This is a genomic window from Paenibacillus faecis, from assembly GCF_008084145.1.
Lineage (GTDB): Bacteria > Bacillota > Bacilli > Paenibacillales > Paenibacillaceae > Fontibacillus > Fontibacillus faecis.
Genome location: NZ_VSDO01000005.1, coordinates 482,862 through 503,131, shown reverse-complemented (window position 1 = coordinate 503,131; position 20,270 = coordinate 482,862). Strand labels below are relative to the sequence as shown.

Below are 20,270 nucleotides of genomic sequence, written 5' to 3'. Positions count from 1 at the left end.
AAACTATTTCGCAAACTACCTGACCTTATCTGGCTGTTGATTTAGTTCGGGTGGGTTGTCAAGGTTACTACCGCTACAAGCCCATGCCATTCTTACCCTGATCGAGCATCCTATTCTTAGGGTAAAGTCTTCTGGAAATCTGGCTCCTGACAAGTAGTAGCCAGAGTAGAAAACCGAGCATTTTACCGCTGATTAACACAATATCCATCCCAATGTGCGTGTCATCCTTCAGTTGGAAGGTCAACCCGAAACGTCGGAAAATACGTCAAAAGAATAAGTAACTCTGCCTTGGCTACCGAAGCCAGCGAAACCCCAGTGAAGTAAAAAAACAGAAGATATTCCTATCCAAGTCTCTATTGAACCTTAAGGTCAATTGCCAGTGCAATAAGGTATTGAATGGCTTCAAAATCATATTTCCCGCATATCAATATAAAATTTGTTTGAGCTTTCAAAAATATTAAAAAAGCAGATTCCCTGCACTGTCAGAGAATCTGCTTGAGAGACTGCTTTAAATATAATAACTACACGCCCAACCAACGTTTGAACATATGCTTGGTCGTCGCTTTGTTCATTTCGGCGATGGAGGTCGTCAACGGGATGCCCTTCGGACAAGCGCGTACGCAGTTCTGCGAGTTGCCGCAGCCTTCGATGCCCCCGTCCTCCATCAGCGCCTCCAGCCGTTCCTCGGCGTTCATTTCGCCGGTTGGGTGCGCGTTGAACAAGCGCACCTGGGAAATCGCGGCCGGGCCGATAAAATCGGTCTTCTCGTTGACGTTCGGGCACGCCTCCAGGCAGACCCCGCAGGTCATGCACTTGGACAGCTCGTAAGCCCACTGGCGTTTCTTCTCCGCCATACGCGGCCCCGGCCCCAGATCGTACGTGCCGTCGATGGGAATCCAGGCCTTCACGCGCTTCAGCGCATTGAACATCCGGCTACGGTCAATGACCAGGTCGCGAACGACCGGGAAGGTCCGCATCGGTTCGACCCGGATCGGCTGCTCCAGGTTGTCGACCAGCGCGGCGCATGCCTGCCGCGGCTTGCCGTTGATCACCATGGAGCAGGCTCCGCACACTTCTTCCAGACAGTTGGACTCCCAGCAGACGGGAGCGGTCGATTCTCCCTTCACGTTGACCGGGTTCCGCTGAATTTCCATCAAAGCGCTGATCACGTTCATGCCGGGACGGTAATCCAGTTCGAATTCTTCCGTATAAGATGCGGAGTTCGGGTCATCCTGGCGTGTAATGATGAACTTGACTCTTTTCGCTGTTAATTTCGGTTCCGCTGTAGCCATGGTTTCTCCCCTCCTATTTATCCTTCGAGTAATCGCGAATCCGCGGCGGAATCAGCGAGACGTCCACTTCTTCATAGGAAATCTGCGGTCCGTCCGGCGTCCAAGCCGCCTTGGTCGTCTTGAGAAACTCCTCGTCATTCCGCGTCGGGAAATCCGGCTTGTAGTGCGCGCCGCGGCTTTCGTTGCGCAGCAGCGCCCCCAGCGTCATCGCTTCGGCCAGCTCCAGCATGTTCCACAGCTGACGGGTAAATGAGGCGCCGGTATTGTTCCAACGGGACGTATCGTTGATGTTGATGTTTTTGTAACGCTGCTTCAGTTCCTTGATTTTGCCGATCGTCGCTTCCAGTTTGCTATTGTAGCGGACCACCGTCATATTGTCGGTCATCCACTCGCCAAGCTCTTTGTGAAGCACGTACGGATTCTCCGTGCCGTTCATGGCCAGCAGCCCCTCGTACTTCTCCTCCTGTTGTTTGCGGTAGCGGTCGTAAACCGCCGGATTGATGTCTTCCGCCGACTTCTTCAGGCCGCGGATGTATTCCACCGCCTTCGGTCCGGCCACCATCCCGCCGTAAATGGCGGACACCAGGGAGTTGGCGCCGAGCCGGTTCGCCCCGTGGTACTGATACTCGCATTCCCCCGCCGCAAACAGGCCGGGAATGTTGGTCATCTGGTTATAATCCACCCACATGCCGCCCATGGAATAATGGACCGCCGGGAAAATTTTCATCGGAATTTTGCGCGGATCGTCGCCCATGAATTTTTCATAGATTTCAATGATGCCGCCGAGCTTCACGTCCAGCTCCTTCGGGTCTTTGTGGGAAAGGTCGAGATATACCATGTTCTCCCCGTTGATCCCCAGCTTCATATCGACGCACACGTGGAAAATTTCCCGCGTGGCGATATCGCGCGGCACCAGATTGCCGTAAGCCGGGTATTTTTCCTCGAGGAAGTACCAAGGCTTCCCGTCCTTGTACGTCCAGATTCGGCCGCCTTCCCCGCGCGCGGATTCGGACATCAGCCGGAGCTTGTCGTCCCCCGGAATCGCCGTCGGGTGAATTTGGATAAACTCGCCGTTCGCGTAATGGACGCCCTGTTGGTATACGGCGCTGGCCGCCGTTCCCGTATTGATAACCGAGTTGGTCGTTTTGCCGAAAATGATCCCGGGGCCGCCCGTCGCCAAAATCACCGCGTCGGAAGCGAACGTGACGACTTCCATGGAGCGCAGGTTTTGGGCGCAAATGCCGCGGCAAGCTCCTTCGTCGTCCAGCACCGCGGACAAGAACTCCCAGTTCTCGTACTTGGTCACGAGACCTTCGGCTTCATAGCGCCGTACCTGTTCGTCCAGCGCGTATAGGAGCTGCTGCCCCGTCGTCGCTCCCGCGAACGCGGTCCGGTGATGCTTCGTTCCTCCGAAACGGCGGAAGTCCAGCAGACCCTCCGGCGTCCGGTTAAACATGACTCCCATGCGGTCCATGAGGTGGATGATGCCCGGGGCCGCCTCGCACATCGCTTTGACCGGCGGCTGGTTGGCGAGAAAATCGCCCCCGTAGACCGTATCGTCGAAGTGCTCCCAAGGGGAGTCGCCTTCGCCTTTGGTGTTGACGGCTCCGTTAATCCCGCCTTGGGCGCAAACGGAGTGGGATCTTTTGACCGGAACGAGCGAGAACAGTTGAACCTGTACTCCGGCTTCGGCCGCCTTGATCGTGGCCATGAGCCCCGCCAGACCGCCGCCGACGATAATGATGCTTTGTTTAGCCATCTCTATTTCAACTCCTAAACGTAGTGTATAGCGTGATTTTTTTAGCCGATCAAGATTCTGAACGTTTCCAGCAGCGCGGTGCCTTCAGCCTGGAACTCCGACCCGCGGAACGCAAACATCGACCAGGTGAACAACACGGCCGTGATGACGAACAACCCCATGCAGATATAGGAGGAGACCCGCTGTGCCCGCGGTCCGACCGTAATTCCCCAGCTGACCATGAACGACCACAATCCGTTCGCGAAATGGAATGCCGAGGCGATGACGCCGATCAAATACAGTACGAAAAACACCGGGGTGGTCAAAATATGATGCATGACGCCGCCCAGTTCCTCGTGTGTCACATTGCCGAGCGCCACCTGAACCCGGGTTTCGTACAGATGCCAAATCACGAAGACAAACACGATAACCCCCGTCACCCGCTGAAGCAGGTAGCGCAGGTTCCGTTCATTCGGGAACCGCTTGTTGTTCGGCTTCGCCTGAAACGCGATGTACATGCCGTACACCCCGTGATACAGAAGGGGAAGCCAAATCCCGAAGGTTTCCAATACGATCACCAGCGGCAAGCCGTTCAAGAAAGCGACCGAATCCTTAAACCCTTGCGGCCCGCCCTCTACGGCGGAAAAGTTCGTCAGCATGTGTTCCAGAATAAAAAAGCCGAGCGGAATGACACCCAGAAGCGAGTGCAGTTTTCTGGAATAAAACCCTTTCATAAGTCCATATACCCCTTTCCCGTTTCCAACGTTCCTCAATTCTCATTCAATTTCGTCATGCTTCGACTGCTGGACGTATATGATAAATTACACGTTATTGCAGCCGATTCCCCTTGTTACAAAAGTAACATGTGAACAACTTGTGTCACTTTTCATGTTACTCCTTTTTATCTTATAATGGAATTGCAATATACTTATTAATTGTTATAACTTTTTCGCATAAGAGGAGGAAAGCGGCAATGCTGGAAGATTTGCTGGTTTTCACAACGGTCGTCGAACAATCCAGCCTGAACAAAGCGTCCAAACTGCTGAATTTGTCTCAGCCCGCCCTGTCCCGAAAAATCACCAAACTGGAGGAAGAATGGGGCGTATCCTTGTTTACGCGAAAAGGAAAACGGCTCGAGTTGACCCGCGTCGGGCACGAGGCATACATCTATGCCCTGGAGCAGCGTCAGCGACATCAAAATTTCCTCCGGTCCGTCTCCCGCTTCAAGGCTTCCGAACGCAGCGTCGTTACGCTCGGGGCGAGTCTGACGACCATCCAAACGACGCTTCCGCCGCTCGTCAAAGCCCTGATGGAGAAGTTTCCCGACATCGAGCTTAAGCTTGTAACCGGCAAGACGCATGAGATTGTGGCTCACATCCGCGACCGCAAGGTCGATTTGGGCGTGGTCGCCTCCTCCATCAGCGAAGCGGGCCTCCGCTGCATCCCGCTGTTTCAGGATCATCTGGAGCTCGTCGTCCCCCGGGGACACGAATTGGCCGAAAACCGCCACCCCGGCATGGAGGATCTGAACGGACGGTCCATGATCGTCTTTTCGAAGGGGACCTGGTACCGGAAACTGATCGACGATTTGTTCGGCCGCTACGGGATCATCCCCGACATCCGCATGGAAATCGACTCGTTCGAAGCGATCGTCCGGCTGCTGCCTACCTGCAAGGCCGCGGCGTTGCTGCCCAAATCGTATCTCCGCAAGCAGATGCTGCAGGATAACGGGCTCGTCTCGCTTCAAATGAAAGAATTGGACCAGACCCGGCGGGAAACCTGCCTGGTATACGGCGACAAATCCGAGCTAAGCATGGAAACGCAAGAGTGGATTTCGAAGATCAAAGAAAGCGTCGTGGAAACCCTCGCCTTGTAGTCGCATGCGTGAGTGCTGTGTGGCGTGCGCTGTGTGCGTGCGCTGTATGGCGTGCGATGTGTGCGTGGGCTGTATGGGTGCGCTGTATGGCGTGCGTTGTGTCGTGTGGGTTGTGGCATAGGCTGTATGGCGTGCGCTGTGGGGCGTGACCACTTGATGTGCGGCTTTGCGTGGATAAGCCGAGAGATTAACGGAGCGGGAGAAAAGCCGAAGAAAGCAAGCATGGCCGATAGGAAGCCTGCGGGGCTGGTCCCCCGTCAGACAACCTTGATAACTTAGAATTCCTGCAAATATGCATGTTTTTTTCTTGTTCGGAGTCAAAATTTCAAAATACCTGCGATTCTGCAGGAATTTTCGGCGGAATCGGCTCGTCTCTCTAAAATCGCTAAAAATTCCTGCAGATTTGCATCTTTTTTCGCAATCCCCTCGGGGATCGGCCGAAATTCCTGCACATTTGCATCTTTTTGGAGTTAAAAGTGTTGGAAGTACGCTAGGCTCCTTAATCACCGTGGGCTAAATACGATTTGGTATATAACGGGGAAGGCTCCGGGTAATTGCTGAGCAAACGCTCATCCCCCCTGTTTTAGCCCTTCGGGGCCCGGTTCGCATCCTTCCGGCTACCCCCGAGTCGAGTACGGTATGGCCGCGGCTTCCTCCCGGACCTCCAATCCCAGCTTTCGCGCCACCCATGCGGTCGTGCTGGCTTGAACGACGATGGTCAGGACGATCGCCATGAACGTTATCGCCGATATAATTCCGGCATGCGGCAACCCCATGCCGACGATCATCCCGGACAGCGCGGCCGGAATGACGCCGGTCTCGCGGACCCAGCACATAAACAGCAGCTCCCGCCAACTCCATCGTACGCCCCGATCCGGCAGGGCACAGAGCAGCACCGTTAGCGGCCGGGCCACAAACATGAGCACCAGAACGGCCCCGAGGCTTGGCCAGAAATAATGGCCGAGCGTTCCGAAATCAACCTGACTCCCCAGCAGTACGAAAATTAGCATACGCATCATGACGGTCGTATTTTCGGCAAATGACCCGACCTCCAGCTGTTTATCGCTCATGGATAAGCGGAACAGTTCGGAGTTCCCCCAGATCAACCCGGCGACAAATGTAGCCATAAATCCGCTGACATGCAAAAGGTCGGCTACAAGGTAGCTGGACAAGGCGCAGACGATCATTACGATCGTCGTGTACTCCCTGACAAGGCCATATTTCACATGTGCCGTAAAAAAAGTCAGCACACCGGAGACCACCAGTCCGACGGCGATCCCGCCGAGTGAGGTCGTTAGAAACGCCCCGGCCATCCCGGCAAAATCCAGAGTGCCGGTTCCTGCGGCCGCGGCCAGCAAAGCAAACGTGACGATCGAGCCCGTCGCATCATTAAAGGCTGACTCGCTCTCCACCGTTTCCCGCACGCGCTCCTTGATCTTGACCTGCTTGAACACGGGGATGATCGAAGCCGGATCCGTGGAGGCGATGACCGCCGCCGCCAAGAAGGCGAGGGTCCAATCGACGCCGAACAGAACGTGAACGCCCAGGCCGACGACAAGGACGGAAATCAGCACACCCGGTACGCTCAGCATAGTCAGAGTGATCCAAACCTTTCGCAGTCCGCCCAGATTCAGATTTCTCCCGCCATCGAACAAGATCAGCACGGAACCGACCGTCAAAATAAGCTGATTGATCAGCGAGCCGCTGGATTCGTGAATCAAACCGAAACCGGGCCCCATGAGCATACCGGCCGCGATAAACACGGCGACGTCGGGCAGCTTGAGCAGGGAGGCCAGCTTCCCCGCCGCCATCCCTATACTGATTACAACTATGACTAAGATAAGAAAATGCCGGATCGCTTCCGTCGCCGCCGATTCCATGCCAATTCACACTCCAGATTATGCGTAATCTCTGTACCTTATAAAAAAGGAATTAGTCGTTAATGACAGCTTCGAATTCCTCGATGTTCTTGTTGGCACCGATAATGACCATAATATCGCCGGCGGCCAAATAATCCATCGCCGTCGGGGCGATGATGATGCCGCTTTCCCGGTGGATCGCCACGATGCTGCAGCCGAACTTAGCACGCGGATTCAACTCGCCCACATTTTTTCCATTCAGACACTCGGGCACTTTCAATTCCACGATGCTGAACTCCTTGGACAGCTCGAGATAATCGAGCAGGTTGGGGGTCACAAGTTGATGGGCTACGCGAATCCCCATATCGCGCTCCGGAAAAATCACCCGGTCCACCCCCAGTTTTTCCAAGGCCCGGCCGTGCAATACCGAAATTGCTTTGGCTACGACCGTTTTGATGCCAAGATCCTTCAGAAGAATCGCGCTCAATATACTCATCTGAATGTCGTTGCCAATGGCGACGATCCCGCAGTCAAAGTTGCGTACGCCGAGGGATTTCAACACTTCCTCATCGGTGGCGTCGGCAACCACGGCATGCGTCAACAGATGGCTCCATTCTTCGACGACGTCTTCATTCCGGTCTATGCCCAATACCTCGTACCCGAGTTCCATCAGCTCCAGCGCCAGACTGGAGCCGAAGCGTCCCAATCCGATCACGACAAACTGCTGTGTCTTCATCTTTTCTTTCCCCTTATCCGATAATCATTTTGCCTTCAGGGTGTCTGTATAGTTCTTTACCCTTCTTCGGCCCCAGTGCATAAGCCAAGGTCAGCGGTCCGAGCCGACCGGCGAACATCGTAAAACTGATGAGAATCTTACCCAGGACGGTAAGTTTTCCGGTCAGGCCCATCGTCAGACCTACCGTGCTGAATGCCGAAGTCGTCTCAAACAGGATGCTCAGAAAGCTCGCGTCCTCCGTGGTAGACAACACCATGGCCACCGCGATGACCAGAAACAGCGCCAGCATCGTGATCGTCACGGCCTTAAAAATACGCTCTTGGGCCAGCCGATACCGGAACAGCACGAGATCCGAACGACCGCGGATCATGGAGATCACCGCGCCCACAAGAATCGTGAACGTCGTCGTCTTGATGCCGCCCCCCGTCGAACTCGGAGACGCGCCGATAAACATGAGAATAATGATAAAAAACTGGGTGGCCTGCCGCAGCGCGCCGATATCCAGCGTATTGGCCCCCGCCGTTCTCGGCGTCACCGACTGGAAGAAGGAGGCCCAGAACTTCCCTCCCCACCCCAACGGCTCGAGCGTTCTCGGGTTGGTAAATTCGAACACGAATATCACCACAGCCCCGATCACGATCAAAGCGCCGGTCATCGAGAGCACGACTTTGGTATGCAGTGAGAATTTGCGGCGGCTTCGAAACTCGATCAAGTCCGACAGCACAATAAAGCCGATCCCTCCCGATACGATCAGAAACATCGCCACGAAGTTGACGATCGGGTCGTTAACGTACTGGGTGAGGCTCCGGTATTCCCCGAACAGATCGAACCCGGCGTTGTTGAACATGGAGACGCCATGGAAAATTCCGTAATAAATCGCCCGTCCGAGCGGCATATCGAAAGCCCAGCGAATCGCGAAAACGAGGGCGGCGCCGGACTCGATAATCAGCGAGTACAACAGAACTTTGCGAATTAGCCGGACGATGCCTTCCATCGTGTTCTGGTTCATCGCCTCCTGAAGCAGCAGCCGGTCCTTCAGCGAGATTTTACGTTTGAACACTAAGGAGAATAATGTGGCCATCGTCATGAACCCCAGCCCCCCCACCTGAATCAGCAGCATGATGACCACCTGTCCGAACGTGGAGAAATAAGTGCCCGTGTCCACGACCACTAGCCCGGTCACACAGGTTGCCGAAGTCGCCGTAAAAAATGCATCAATCCAGGGGAGCGTTTGCCCGGTCACACTGGAAATCGGCAGCATCAGCAGAAAAGACCCGAACAGGATGATGGCCGCGAAGCCCAGCACCAGAATCTGCGGCGGTGAAAACTTAAACCAGTTGGAACGCAAAGGCGGTTCACCTCGTTTGTGTATTGGCCAAAAATGAAAAAAAGAAAAAAGCACTGGAAATCCAATGCCTTTTGATTGGTCCCTGCAGCAAAGGCCTACGAGGTTAGCTGACGGATTCGGGCTTGCTAGGTCTGCCCTATTCGCCTTTCGCACCAAGCGGTCCGCTTGCTGCCGGCGAAATTCACCCCTAAAGATCGGTTCCCCCGTTTTCAATTGAAATTCGGCCAACATATTAGTTTCATTATTTTTCATTTCATTTTCGTCAAATGGATTATAAGCCTTATTCGAGCGTACTACAAAGTGATAATTGGATGAAATAATGCGATAAACCCTCAAAAGGGAGGAAACAGGCTTCCGGGTGTCGTCTTATCTAAGCCTTGCTTTTCTTTGCCGTCGTTATTGCGGTTTCTCATGTTTTCCCCCGCTTCTGTGGCGAAGAACCGCCCCCTGTGTTATCTTTTACAGTGACAATCGATTTGTTCTGTCATACGGATTCAAAAAAATCAAAAAGGAGTTTTGACATGTATTCCGACCCAAAACCGCAGCGCCGGATGAAGACCGGAACCTTGTGGGGACTTGCCGCTCTGGGATTAGTCTTGTTTGTCCTGCTCCAAATCCTCCCCTCAACGGCTTCCGAAACCCTGCAGTTGGAACAATCGGCACAAGTGCTCACCAAGGAGCAGGCCAAGGCGGCGGCCTTTAAGTTTGCGGAGGACGAACTGGGGCTTTCTCCCGGACCAGACGCTGTCGTCACTTATCAAACCCAATCCGACGTATACGGATATTTGGCCAAAGAAAAATTAACGGACGATTATCTCCAAAAATATGAAAAGCAATTTCCTTATGATGTGTTCCGCGTTTACTTCAGCCTGTCCGAAGAAGGATGGGACGGGGTCACCATCGACGTACATATGACGACGGGGAAGGCGGTCGGCTTCAAAAAAATCCCGGCGACCGATTTGCTTGTCCCGCCGGATGAATTGCTGAGCAGCCAAGGGCTCGCGCTCAACCTGGACGAGAAAATCAAGCTGGCCGAGCCCTATCTTAAAGCTCTCGGCTATGGAGAGCAAGGTTCCCCTGCCGTCAAGGAAACCGCCTCCGGCCTCCGGTTAACGTTTCAAGAATACAACATCGGCGATGCCGGAGCCCGGTTGGATATCCGTTACAAAGACGGGCAGGTTGCCGAGATCGTCGGCTCTTTTGAGGTGCCGCAAAGCTATACGGATTACGTGAAGCGGCAGAAAACGATCGCCAATTGGCTGACCTATGCGGGGTATGCCTTGTTCACGTTCGTGCTCGGGATTCTGGCCATTGTATACAGCGCCCTTACGCGGGCCTTTACTTCCTTTAAACGCGGGATCGCGCTCGCTGCCGTCTATTTTCTGATTTCGATGGGCTCGGCTTTGAATATGCTGCCGTATCTGGAATCGGAAGGGGTTAACGGCACGCTCCTGATGTTCGGATTCGTTGTTCAGGGACTCGTCACGCTGATCCTGGCCTCGTCGATCTACTTCTCGCTCGTCGGCGGCGACGGACTCTGGCGCAAGCAGGGGATCAATCTGTGGGCAAGAGCCAAAGAGCGCGGATACGGGCGGCATGTGCTGTCATCCATGGCGGACGGCTACGCCTGGGCCTTGATCCTGCTCGGTGTGCAATCGGTCATCTTCTTTATCCTGGAACGCACGATTCATACGTGGTCCACCACCGATGCTACCCAGTCGCCTTATAATATGCTTTATCCGGCCCTGCTCCCGCTGCTGGCTTGGGTGGCCGGCATCGGCGAGGAAGCGGTTTACCGGTTGTTCGGCATCCCGATGCTGAAGAAAATGTTCCGCAGCACGCTTGCCGCCAGCATCATCACCACGTTGATCTGGGCCTTCGGCCATACGCTGTATCCGATCTATCCGGTGATTTCCCGGCCGATCGAGCTGTTGTTCATCGGCTTGCTGTTCAGCTATATTTTCCTGAGATACGGTTTTATCGCCGTCATGTTCGCCCATGTCGTCTTCGACAGCATTCTCATGTCGCTCAGCGTCATGTTTATGGGCGGAACATTAAACATGGTGTCCGGCTTGTTCTTTATTGTTCTCCCGGCCCTCGTGGCTTATGTGGTTTATCTGTTCAACCCTCCGGGCAAAGAGCGGTCCTCCGCTCCCGGAAACCTAAAAGAGGAGCCGCTATAGCGACTCCTCATCCCGAAGGGCTTGAATGATTTGATGGGCGAGCTTGTCGCCGATGGAAAGAGGCCGGAAGTCTTCGACGGAGGCCTCTTTTATTTTTTTGAGCGAACCGAAGTGCTTAAGCAGCGCTTTACGGCGCTTCTCCCCGATGCCGGGAATGGCGTCCAGCTTCGAGACAACCATCGATTTGCCGCGCTGCTCCCGGTGGAACGAGATCGCGAAGCGATGGACCTCGTCCTGAATCCGCTGCAGCAGATAGAACTCCTGGCTGTCGCGCGGCAGATGGACCGGCTCGGGCGGCTCGCCCACCATGAGCTGGGCCGTCCGGTGCTTGGCGTCCTTAACCAGACCGCCCACCGGAATAAACAGGCCGAGCTCGTTCTCCAGCACGTCGATCGCCGCGGAAATCTGCCCTCTGCCGCCGTCCACGATAATGAGGTCCGGCTGGGGCAGATTTTCCTTCAGGACGCGCTCGTACCGGCGGCGAATGACCTCGCGCATCGTTTCATAATCGTCCGGACCCTGAACGGTCCGGATTTTGTATTTCCGGTATTCCTTTTTGGCCGGTTTCCCGTCGATAAAAACCACCATGGCGGATACCGGGTTCGTCCCCTGGATATTCGAGTTATCGAACGCCTCGATCCGCGACAGCCGCTCCAGACCGACCGCCTGGCCGAGGCTCATGGCCGCTCCCATGGTGCGCTCCTCGTCCCGCTCGATCAGGCGGAACTTCTCTTCCAGCGCCACGCGCGCGTTCTCTTCCGCCATCGTCACCATCTGCCGCTTGAGCCCGCGCTGCGGAACGAGCGTCTTCACGCCAAGCCATTCCTGCAGGGCGGTGGCCCCGCTGGCCGCATCCAACAGCGTTTCCGCGCCGCCTTCGCCATCGTCCGGGGCGCTTCTCCGCGTCCCGGTTTCCTCTCCGGCGTCCGCGGACTCCGCCTTGTCGGGAAGCAGAATTTCTTTGGGCAGCGCCGGGTTATCGCTGTAATACTGCGTCACGTAGGACAGAAAATCGCTGTACGCCTCCCCGTAAAAAGGAAACACCGACGCATGGCGCTCGATCATTTTCCCCTGGCGCATATAAAGAATTTGCACGCACATCCAGCCTTTGTCCACCGCATAACCGAATACGTCTCGGTCCTTGGCGTCGGCCGTGGTGATCTTCTGCTTTTCCATCAGGGCGTCGATATTCTGAATCTGGTCCCGCAATTCCTTGGCCCGTTCAAAATACAGTTCCTCCGCGGCCTCATGCATTTTCCGCTCCAAGTCCTTGCGGATTTCCTCATGACCGCCGCTTAAGAACGAAGTGATCTCCTGCGTCATCTTCTCATATTCCGATTGCGGAACTTCTTTTTCACAGGGCGCCAGACACTGGCCCATATGGTAATACAGGCAAACTTCCTTCGGCATGACGTTGCATTTGCGCAGCGGATACATCCGGTCAAGCAGCTTTTTGGTTTGTTGGGCCGCATAAGCGTTCGGATACGGGCCGAAGTATTTGGCTTTATCTTTAACCACCCGGCGGGTGACTTCCAGACGCGGATGGGTTTCATTCGTTATTTTGATATAAGGAAACGTCTTGTCGTCTTTTAGCAGTACGTTATAACGCGGATAATGGGTTTTGATCAGGTTGCACTCCAGAATGAGCGCCTCCATGTTGCTGCCGGTCACAATGTATTCAAAATCCCGGATTTCGGAAACCAGACGCTGGGTCTTGCCGTCATGGCTCCCGGTAAAATAGGAACGGACCCGGTTCTTCAGCACCTTCGCCTTGCCGACATAGATAATCTTCCCGTCTTTGTTCTTCATCAAGTAACAGCCGGGCAAATCCGGCAGCAAAGCGAGCTTATGGCGGATGTTCTCCATCGCCTTCTCCCTGTCCTGCTCCTGCTCCCGCTCCTTCTCCTTCTCCTGCTCCGGAGCCTCATTCGATACGGAATCCATGCTTTAAAGCCTCCTCCCCCACATGGAACAAATTGCCTACTTCTACGCAGAAAGCGCCCCCGGGACATGCCGGAGGCGCAGACCAAGCGTTCAAGGATGAATTCTTCTTGACCTTATTGATGTTTGGCGATCAGATTCTTCAGCGTGTCCTTCGGATTCAAGCCCACGACTTTATCCACGGGTTGACCGTCCTTGAAGAGAATCAAGGTAGGAATGCTCATTACGCCGAAACGGGAAGCGGACTCGGGGTTTTCGTCCACATTGACCTTGGCGATTTTAACGGAATCGCCTACTTCCCCGTCCAATTCCTCCAGGATCGGAGCGATCATTTTGCAAGGACCGCACCAAGGAGCCCAGAAGTCCACCAATACGACGCCTTGCCCTTCGACTTCATTATTGAAAGTTTGATCGGATACGTTAACAATTGCCATTTGCAATCTCCTCCTTATATTTGTGTCCGGTAGTCACAGCGGCTTCCGAACAAATTTGTCAGAATGGTTAGCACAATAAAGTCTCCGCACCAAACAGGCGTGCGTGTTGTCAATTATACCACATTTTTTTAGTAAAAGAAAAATCGTAATGAAGACGCCTTCTTTACAAATTTCAAGGCGATTGGTTATACTAATAATAACCCAAAAACGGATTGTCTATGATGTTTATTATTGACAACGAGTTTATTTTGCGAGGAGGCCTCGTCGCCATGGATGCAAATACGCATGTGAACGATCCCCGGGAGCATATCAATGAAGAACCCCGCAACGATCTTTTCGATCTGATGAACGGTTTCTTCGGCATGCTCACGTTTATGGCCGTCGTGTTCTTCGGTATGGTCATCGTGAAATTTATTGCCGGCTAACAGCGCGCAAGAACGAACAGAGCCGGGTTCTCCTTTGGATGGAGAGCCCGGCTCTTCGTTATATAGTTAATCGCGACCGCGTTTATTCGTTCCTCTGACGGTGACGACGTCCACAAACGGGGCGATCCGGTCCATCAGCCGCTGACCCTTGTGCAGCTCCTCGCCGTCTTTGCTGGTGAAGCTAAGATGTTTCTCGAGCACGCTTAAGGAATAGTTCGAGGTGTAGAACGTGGGCTTGCGGTTCATCCGATAATTCAAAATCGAGCCCATCACATGGTCCCGCACCCAGGGATTCAAATTTTCCGCTCCGATATCGTCAAATATCAGCAAATCCGCCTGCTTCATCACTTCGGTCGTCTCTTTCAACTTCTGGCTGTCCTGCAGCATGGACTTCAAATCCTCCACGAATTCGGGCATATAGACGATCACGCCGGAATAGCCTTCCTTCGCCAGTTCATGCAGCAAATAACACATCAAAAAGGTCTTGCCCGTACCGAAATGACCTTCCAGGTACAGCCCTCTCGTTTTCAGGCCCGACTCTTTCGTCTCGTTGATATATTTAAACACCTGGCTCACGGCCGGAGCCCGCATACTGTCTTTGGCCATAATCTCGACTTCGTCGTACCCTTGCTGCAGAGCTCTCTCATCGACATAAAAACTGTGAATCCGTTTCTTGACGGAAACTTCATGCTCGTGACGAAGCTGTTTCGGGCAGGGGACCTGATGGTCCACCAGCTGGGGGCCGGCCCCGATCCGCTCGACGGTTAGTTTGGTGAAATGTCCGGGAAAATCGTTCGGGCAGCGCTCCAGCCCCGGGCAATTCGCACACCGCCGGCTGTCGTTCACATATTGATACAGCTTGGCCATCCCGCGAATCAGGTCTTCTTCCTGCAGTTCGGGATGACGGATGCATAAATCCCGCACCAAAGGTTCGTTCAGCATCCTTGCGTTTAATTCCTCCGACCGGCGCCGCAACTGCGGATTTTTAATCTGCGACAGCAATTCCCCGAGGGATTCCATGGTTGTTCACCTTCTTCCTTCCGTGAGTTTTAAACACATACAGCTCCCGCGATAATAAACGAGGGGAGTCTGGTACACTATCAGCCATTGTAGCAGGAGAAAACTATCATTTGGAGTGAGATTCTCGATAAGTACGCTGTCTCATGTCCGCAGACATCCGAATCGTATTGGGCACAGGGGCTTTCAATGTGCCTAGTGCACTTGCACTTCCAACATTTCGGAATCCTTCCGGCTCCAAAAGATGCAAATCTGCAGGTTTTTAGACCGATTTCCGAGGAATGCGAAAAAAAGATGCAAATCTGCAGGCTTTTCTAGCGATTTTAGAGAAACGAGCCGGTTTCGCCGGAAATTCATGCAGATTTGCAGGAATTTTGAAATTTGTGTTCCGAACAAGAAAAAAACATGCAGATTTGCAGGAATTCGATGATTCGATGTTATCAAGCTTGTCTGGTGAGACAACCGATAACCTGGCGCGATTACCCCTTCTTCTTGCTCGCCTTCATTTGTTCGGCCATTTTCAATAGCTCGGCAAATTCCTCTTCCGATACGGCCTGTTCCGCCCCCGTACTCTGGACGATGGGAATGTCCGGCTTCGGCTTGCCTCCGCGGCTTCCATAAGCTCTTCCGCGGCCTCCGGCGGCTGCGGCGGACGAAGCGGCGGCTTTATCCTTCACCTTCGCCTGATCGCGAATATACTGCACCGCTTTCTCGTAGGTGTCGATTTGTTTCAACAACATATTCGAGGCGATCGCATCGACAAAATTGCGGTTGATCCGCTGTTCTCCTCCCGACGTCAGCAGGGACATCAGATAATGGATCAGCACGTTGATGACTTCGCCCGGCAGCTTGTAGTTCAAATCGATTTTCTCGAAAATATCGAGCAGGTTATCGGGAACCGCCCCGGGGAAAAAGGTCTTCAGCAGGCGGGTGTAAGGCTCGTTCCTCAGCATCATATTGTACTGATGCACATCGCATTTGCTCTGAAACTGCGGCGGAACTTCCACATAGTACTCCATCTGCACGGCGACTTCCTCCTGGGCGTGCACCGCTTCGGAGCCTTTCAGCTCTTCGCCGCGCAGGCTTACCACCTTGGCGAAGGCCACCTCCCGTTCCTCCCGGCGGCGTTTGCCTTGCCGGAAATGCAGGTTGGCCTTATGCTGAAGCTCATCCAGCAGCAAATTGCCGCTCACGGGGTCGAAGACCCCGTCTTCATCCAGCAGGCGGGACAAATCCTGCACGCTGAGGTCGTATTTGTGGGCGACGTAATTGACGACGCCCATCCCCTCGGGATCAAACCGAAGCTTCTCCACATAGGCGCGGTTGATGGACTCCCGCGGAAAACGCAGGATGATATCGGCGTAATTGATCGCCGCTTCCTCCTCGACGGCCTTAAGGCCGGGCTGTCTCGCGATGGACGTCTCCGCGATCGCCTGCTCCAGTTCATAATCTATCGAATGGGCGTTCAGTTCAAAAATTTCATAGAACGGAACGGAAATATTTTCTTTGTTGTAAGTCAGGCCGTACATGTCGCCGGGCTCCATGCGGAAGAAACGCTCCCGTAGGGACAACACCGCGAACTTGCCGATTTTGTCGCGCAGCAGCAGCGTCAGGTGCTGGGTCCGGAAAAATTCGGCCGGGGACAGCGGAGCCTGAAGCTCGTATTCATACAGATAATCGTCGCTGTCCGGTATGTACAGACGGCTTGTTTGCAGCAATCCGACCGCTTCCAGCTTGGAAGCCTGCTCGATCAAACACGCGCGCCCTTTATCACCGGGTTCCAGGCCCATCGTCAAAAAAAGGCCCCTCTGCTGCTCCACCGCAGAGTACCCCACTTGATCGATCGGAACCTGCTCCGCCAGCAGCCGGTAGAACGCGATGGCCAGCGCTCCGACCATCGGCTGGTAAATCAATCCGAGCATTTTATCATCCACGGGACTGAGAGAGAAGTCACGGTAAACGCAATATCGGTGATTTTCGGTAAAATGCAGCATGTTGTTCATGCGCACGGCTTCATCGCTCCTTCCCTGTTCTCGTACTTTGAGACTTTTTCTATTCTATCATAAATCGGGACGACCCGAATCGTTAAAACTTTACAAAAAACGCGAAAAAATCCCCTCCTTCACCTCGGCAGGCGGGCATGCTTTCTTTTTGGCTAATTCTAGCGAATTGTCCATCGAACCAAAAAAGCTCCGGGCCGAAGCCCGGAGCCTACTTGCGGTCCAATTCCGCAAGAATGGACTTAAAACATTTTATATCCGCCCAAACGCAGCTTGCGGATCGTCCACCCGCTCAAAATCGCGCCCGCCAATCCCGCCAAGGCGGTCAGATAATCGACGAGCCGGAAGGAGGCCAGATACGCCCCGAAGGTCTGATCATGCTCCCAAAGGCTGTACACCACGATCGGCAGAATGACTAGAATGAAGATATATGCAGGAAACCAGGTTGTTTTCATTAGCATATTTAAAATAAATCCGATGCCGAACATCATAACAAAGAACAGAACCATCAGCACCAATACAATGAGCCAACCCACCTATGTTCCCACCCTTTCAGAATCGCACTATAATTTAGATCACATCTTTAAGAACTAGTAGATAGTTTACTAAAAAATATGTTGCGAATCAATGAACTTTCCCTAAAACCACACGGAATTCGTTTGCCCCGCTCCTCCACGTTAGGATACAATAAAGAAAGTGCATCCGGTTTTTTAGATGATGAACAATTTGACGATACAGGAGTGATCCCATATGAATGAAGCCGCCTTGACTTTGGAGGGATGGTACGCCTTACACGATTTTCGTTCCATCGATTGGTCGGCCTGGAAAGCGGCGGATGACGAGGAACGGGCGGGTGCGCTGGAGGACCTGCACCAATTCCTTCAGGATTGGAATGCTTTTGAACAAGAGGGGAAAGGCAGCACGGCGGTGTATTCCATCGTCGGTCAGAAAGCCGATTTCGTCTTTATGCATCTGCGCGAGACGTTGGAGGAATTGAACGCGCTGGAGAACGCTTTTAACAAGACGACGTTCGCCCAGTATACGACGAAAGCCTATTCTTACGTCAGCATCGTGGAGTTGAGCAATTACATGGGTTCGGGGGACGGCGATCCGAAAGCAAATCCGGAGGTAATGGCCCGTCTGCAGCCGATCTTGCCGAAATCGAAGCATATCTGCTTCTACCCGATGAACAAGAAGCGCGACCTGAGCGATAACTGGTACATGTTGTCCATGGAAGAGCGGCGGAGCATGATGCGCAGCCACGGAATGATCGGACGCGGGTACGCCGGTAAAGTCAAACAAATCATTACCGGCTCCGTCGGACTGGATGATTGGGAGTGGGGCGTCACCTTGTTCTCTGACGATGCCCTGCATTTCAAGAAACTGGTTTATGAAATGCGTTTCGACGAAGTCAGCGCCCGATTCGGCGAATTCGGCTCTTTCTATGTCGGCAATCTGTTGAACGAGCAGCGGTTTGAAGAGATGCTGAAACTGTAATTTAACACGAAGAAGCGCGAGCCGCGGGATCTCCCGCCCGGCTCGCGCTTTTTAACGTTAACCTCTACTCGTCGTCATCATCCTGCTGCTTCCGCAGGGACTCCAGAAACTCCGCCGTGGCCCGGTCCCGGTCCCGGCTCTTCTCCTTCAACCGCTCGATCGCCGGAAGAATCAAAATATCCACTTCCCGCTGTACGGTATAGGCCAGATCATATTTCCCCTGGGATTCCAGGTAAGAACCTACCTCCATCAGGGCGTTATACCGCTCGAGCTCGTCCCGCGTCAGCAAGCCCCTGACTTGTACGCTGCAGTGGCGCATGTTATAGGAATCTGCCTTTCTTCAGAACGAGGGGGATGCCCCCGATCGTGAACAGATAGCGGATATCCACCAGCTTCTTGAGCTGCGCGGCCACCCAGCCTTTGTACTTCTTACCGAAAGCGGAGGCGATGGCCTCGCCTTTACCCAAAGAAGCTACCGTTCCTTTGTTGCTGAAGACGAATTTCTTCATCTCCTTGCCGCGAATCGCCGAGACGACGTTCTGCGCGCAGGTGACTCCCTGCTGCATGGCGATTTGGGCTGTCGGCGGATAAGGGCGGCCCTCCGGGTTAAACATCAGCGAATTGTCGCCGATAATAAAGACATTATCGTAACCGGGGGCACGCAGATAATCGTCTACCTTGACCCGGCCTCTCGCCGTTTCGAATCCGGCGGCTTCCACCAGCCGGTTTCCGCGGATGCCTCCGGTCCAGATGACCGTGGCGGATTTGATTTCTTCGCCGGTGGCCAGCAATACGCCGTCCGGCGTGCATTCCTTGATGGCGACGCCGATCTTGAACTGTACGCCCTTCTTGCGCAGCACATCCATCGCATAGTCGACCAGTTCCGGATCAAATCCCGGGAGGACGGTAGGCGCCGCTTCCACGTTATACACGTTCACCATATTCGGGTCGACGTCATATTCCTTGCACAGCTTAGGGATCCGGTCCGCCAGTTCGGCCACGAACTCGATGCCGCTGAATCCGGCGCCGCCGACCACGAAGTTCAAGCGGTCCGTGCGGCTTTCGTCCGCTTTAAACAGCGCGAACTGGTACTCGATATGCTGCCGGATGAGACGTACGGAGTTGATGCTCCGGATCGTCATGGCGTATTCGGACAGTCCCGGAATGCCGAAGGACTCCGGCTCGCCGCCAAGAGCGATCACCAAATAATCATAGGACAGGGTCCCGTCCTGGAGAACAACCTTTTTGTCCGACAAACGAATTTCCTGAACATTCGATTTGACAAGGTCGATCTTGAATTCGTCGATCAGCTTGGAGATCGAAACGCGCGTATGCTCGATCGAATCCGTCCCCGCGGCAGGCATATGTAGATGGGTCGTGAAGTAATGGTAATCATGCCGGTTGACGAGAGTGACGTCGGCCTCATTGTAATTTAGTTCTTTCTGCAGCCTCTGTGCTGTCAAAATGCCGCCATAACCCGCTCCAAGTATGACGATCTTAGGTATGGTACTCATCTGGCTTGTTCTCCTTCCAGGGTTAAAGCTCTATATTTAGTATTAACACCAAAAACTTCAATGTGAAAATATACACATAAAAAAATAGTCTCTGGTAAAAATAACATATTTAAAAGCGGTTTGCGATTGTGCGATATTTGTCACAGTTATTTTAAACCGAACCTGAATATTTATCAAAAATAATACACAGGATCTACACTAGTTCATCATAAATGTACCGGTTTCGTCACAAATTCGGGTACATACATTTGAATAATATCGGCTTTTGTATAAAAGATCAAGTCTTATTTTACGCCACTTTCCGCGGTTTTACAGGGGTTTTCAGGGTTCGACATCCCCCGTCCGCTTCAACTTTGCAAGACGGAAAGTGAGGGCTATAATAAAGTAGAAATGACAATATAAGCTTGTTT

General features: G+C 53.4%; 17 protein-coding genes and 1 riboswitch. Of the genes, 4 read left to right on the top strand and 13 right to left on the bottom strand.

The annotated features are described in order from the left end of the window. Positions 1 to 521 precede the first annotated feature (521 nt). From sdhB to FRY98_RS23960, 3 genes are read right to left on the bottom strand one after another with little or no spacing between them, the layout of a single operon-like run. Positions 522 to 1,292, bottom strand: a complete 771-nt coding sequence (sdhB, locus tag FRY98_RS23970) for a succinate dehydrogenase iron-sulfur subunit (RefSeq protein WP_148456878.1) — start codon at positions 1,290 to 1,292, stop codon at positions 522 to 524. A 13-nt stretch (positions 1,293 to 1,305) separates the two neighbouring features. Beyond that, a complete protein-coding gene (sdhA, locus tag FRY98_RS23965; protein ID WP_148456877.1) occupies positions 1,306 to 3,051 on the bottom strand; it encodes a succinate dehydrogenase flavoprotein subunit in 1,746 nt (581 codons plus the stop codon). A gap of 41 nt (positions 3,052 to 3,092) precedes the next feature. Further along, positions 3,093 to 3,764, bottom strand: coding sequence for a succinate dehydrogenase cytochrome b558 subunit (locus FRY98_RS23960; RefSeq protein ID WP_148456876.1), 672 nt, complete (start codon positions 3,762 to 3,764; stop codon positions 3,093 to 3,095). Positions 3,765 to 4,003: 239 nt separating this feature from the next. Here FRY98_RS23960 and FRY98_RS23955 point away from each other — a divergent pair, with 239 nt between their 5' ends. Then, the gene (locus FRY98_RS23955; protein ID WP_148456874.1) at positions 4,004 to 4,906 is read left to right on the top strand and encodes a LysR family transcriptional regulator; all 903 of its coding nucleotides are present in this window, start codon (positions 4,004 to 4,006) and stop codon (positions 4,904 to 4,906) included. Positions 4,907 to 5,523: 617 nt separating this feature from the next. Here FRY98_RS23955 and FRY98_RS23950 read toward each other — a convergent pair. Genes FRY98_RS23950 through FRY98_RS23940 form a run of 3 tightly spaced genes read right to left on the bottom strand, consistent with a single transcriptional unit; the run spans position 5,524 to position 8,849 of the window. Beyond that, on the bottom strand, positions 5,524 to 6,786 hold the full coding sequence (locus FRY98_RS23950) for a cation:proton antiporter (protein WP_148456872.1): 1,263 nt from the start codon (positions 6,784 to 6,786) through the stop codon (positions 5,524 to 5,526). 52 nt (positions 6,787 to 6,838) lie between these two features. Continuing rightward, positions 6,839 to 7,501, bottom strand: a complete 663-nt coding sequence (locus tag FRY98_RS23945) for a potassium channel family protein (protein WP_148456870.1) — start codon at positions 7,499 to 7,501, stop codon at positions 6,839 to 6,841. A gap of 13 nt (positions 7,502 to 7,514) precedes the next feature. Further along, complete coding sequence (locus FRY98_RS23940) at positions 7,515 to 8,849, bottom strand: TrkH family potassium uptake protein (RefSeq protein WP_148456867.1); 1,335 nt, start codon at positions 8,847 to 8,849, stop codon at positions 7,515 to 7,517. Between the two features lie 76 nt (positions 8,850 to 8,925). Next, positions 8,926 to 9,085: riboswitch (cyclic di-AMP (ydaO/yuaA leader) on the bottom strand. A gap of 285 nt (positions 9,086 to 9,370) precedes the next feature. On the opposite strand from FRY98_RS23940, the gene FRY98_RS23935 reads away from it, so the two are divergent. Beyond that, positions 9,371 to 11,032: a CPBP family intramembrane glutamic endopeptidase gene (locus FRY98_RS23935; protein ID WP_148456865.1), complete on the top strand. Its 1,662-nt coding sequence runs from the start codon at positions 9,371 to 9,373 to the stop codon at positions 11,030 to 11,032. Here the strand turns inward: FRY98_RS23935 and uvrC are convergent. Both uvrC and trxA read right to left on the bottom strand, forming a co-directional pair. Continuing rightward, on the bottom strand, positions 11,027 to 12,976 hold the full coding sequence (gene uvrC / locus FRY98_RS23930; RefSeq protein ID WP_148456863.1) for an excinuclease ABC subunit UvrC: 1,950 nt from the start codon (positions 12,974 to 12,976) through the stop codon (positions 11,027 to 11,029). The genes FRY98_RS23935 and uvrC overlap by 6 nt on opposite strands. Positions 12,977 to 13,089: 113 nt before the next feature. Continuing rightward, complete coding sequence (gene trxA, locus FRY98_RS23925) at positions 13,090 to 13,407, bottom strand: thioredoxin (protein WP_148456861.1); 318 nt, start codon at positions 13,405 to 13,407, stop codon at positions 13,090 to 13,092. Positions 13,408 to 13,676: 269 nt separating this feature from the next. Between trxA and FRY98_RS23920 the strand changes: the two genes are divergently transcribed. Continuing rightward, complete coding sequence (locus FRY98_RS23920) at positions 13,677 to 13,832, top strand: YqzM family protein (RefSeq protein ID WP_148456859.1); 156 nt, start codon at positions 13,677 to 13,679, stop codon at positions 13,830 to 13,832. A gap of 66 nt (positions 13,833 to 13,898) precedes the next feature. Here FRY98_RS23920 and dnaI read toward each other — a convergent pair whose 3' ends face one another. The 3 genes from dnaI to FRY98_RS23905 all read right to left on the bottom strand — a co-directional run bounded on the left by dnaI (position 13,899) and on the right by FRY98_RS23905 (position 17,385). Beyond that, complete coding sequence (gene dnaI / locus FRY98_RS23915; protein WP_148456857.1) at positions 13,899 to 14,852, bottom strand: primosomal protein DnaI; 954 nt, start codon at positions 14,850 to 14,852, stop codon at positions 13,899 to 13,901. A 476-nt stretch (positions 14,853 to 15,328) separates the two neighbouring features. Then, positions 15,329 to 16,858: a replication initiation and membrane attachment family protein gene (locus tag FRY98_RS23910; protein ID WP_148456855.1), complete on the bottom strand. Its 1,530-nt coding sequence runs from the start codon at positions 16,856 to 16,858 to the stop codon at positions 15,329 to 15,331. Between the two features lie 233 nt (positions 16,859 to 17,091). Beyond that, the gene (locus FRY98_RS23905; RefSeq protein WP_148456853.1) at positions 17,092 to 17,385 is read right to left on the bottom strand and encodes a YuiB family protein; all 294 of its coding nucleotides are present in this window, start codon (positions 17,383 to 17,385) and stop codon (positions 17,092 to 17,094) included. Between the two features lie 214 nt (positions 17,386 to 17,599). Here FRY98_RS23905 and hemQ point away from each other — a divergent pair, with 214 nt between their 5' ends. Continuing rightward, positions 17,600 to 18,346, top strand: a complete 747-nt coding sequence (gene hemQ / locus FRY98_RS23900; protein WP_148456851.1) for a hydrogen peroxide-dependent heme synthase — start codon at positions 17,600 to 17,602, stop codon at positions 18,344 to 18,346. Between the two features lie 64 nt (positions 18,347 to 18,410). Here the strand turns inward: hemQ and FRY98_RS23895 are convergent, their stop codons facing one another. Next, a complete protein-coding gene (locus FRY98_RS23895; RefSeq protein ID WP_148456849.1) occupies positions 18,411 to 18,665 on the bottom strand; it encodes a hypothetical protein in 255 nt (84 codons plus the stop codon). A 1-nt stretch (position 18,666) separates the two neighbouring features. Then, positions 18,667 to 19,860, bottom strand: a complete 1,194-nt coding sequence (locus tag FRY98_RS23890) for an NAD(P)/FAD-dependent oxidoreductase (protein WP_148456847.1) — start codon at positions 19,858 to 19,860, stop codon at positions 18,667 to 18,669. Between the last annotated feature and the right edge of the window lie 410 nt (positions 19,861 to 20,270).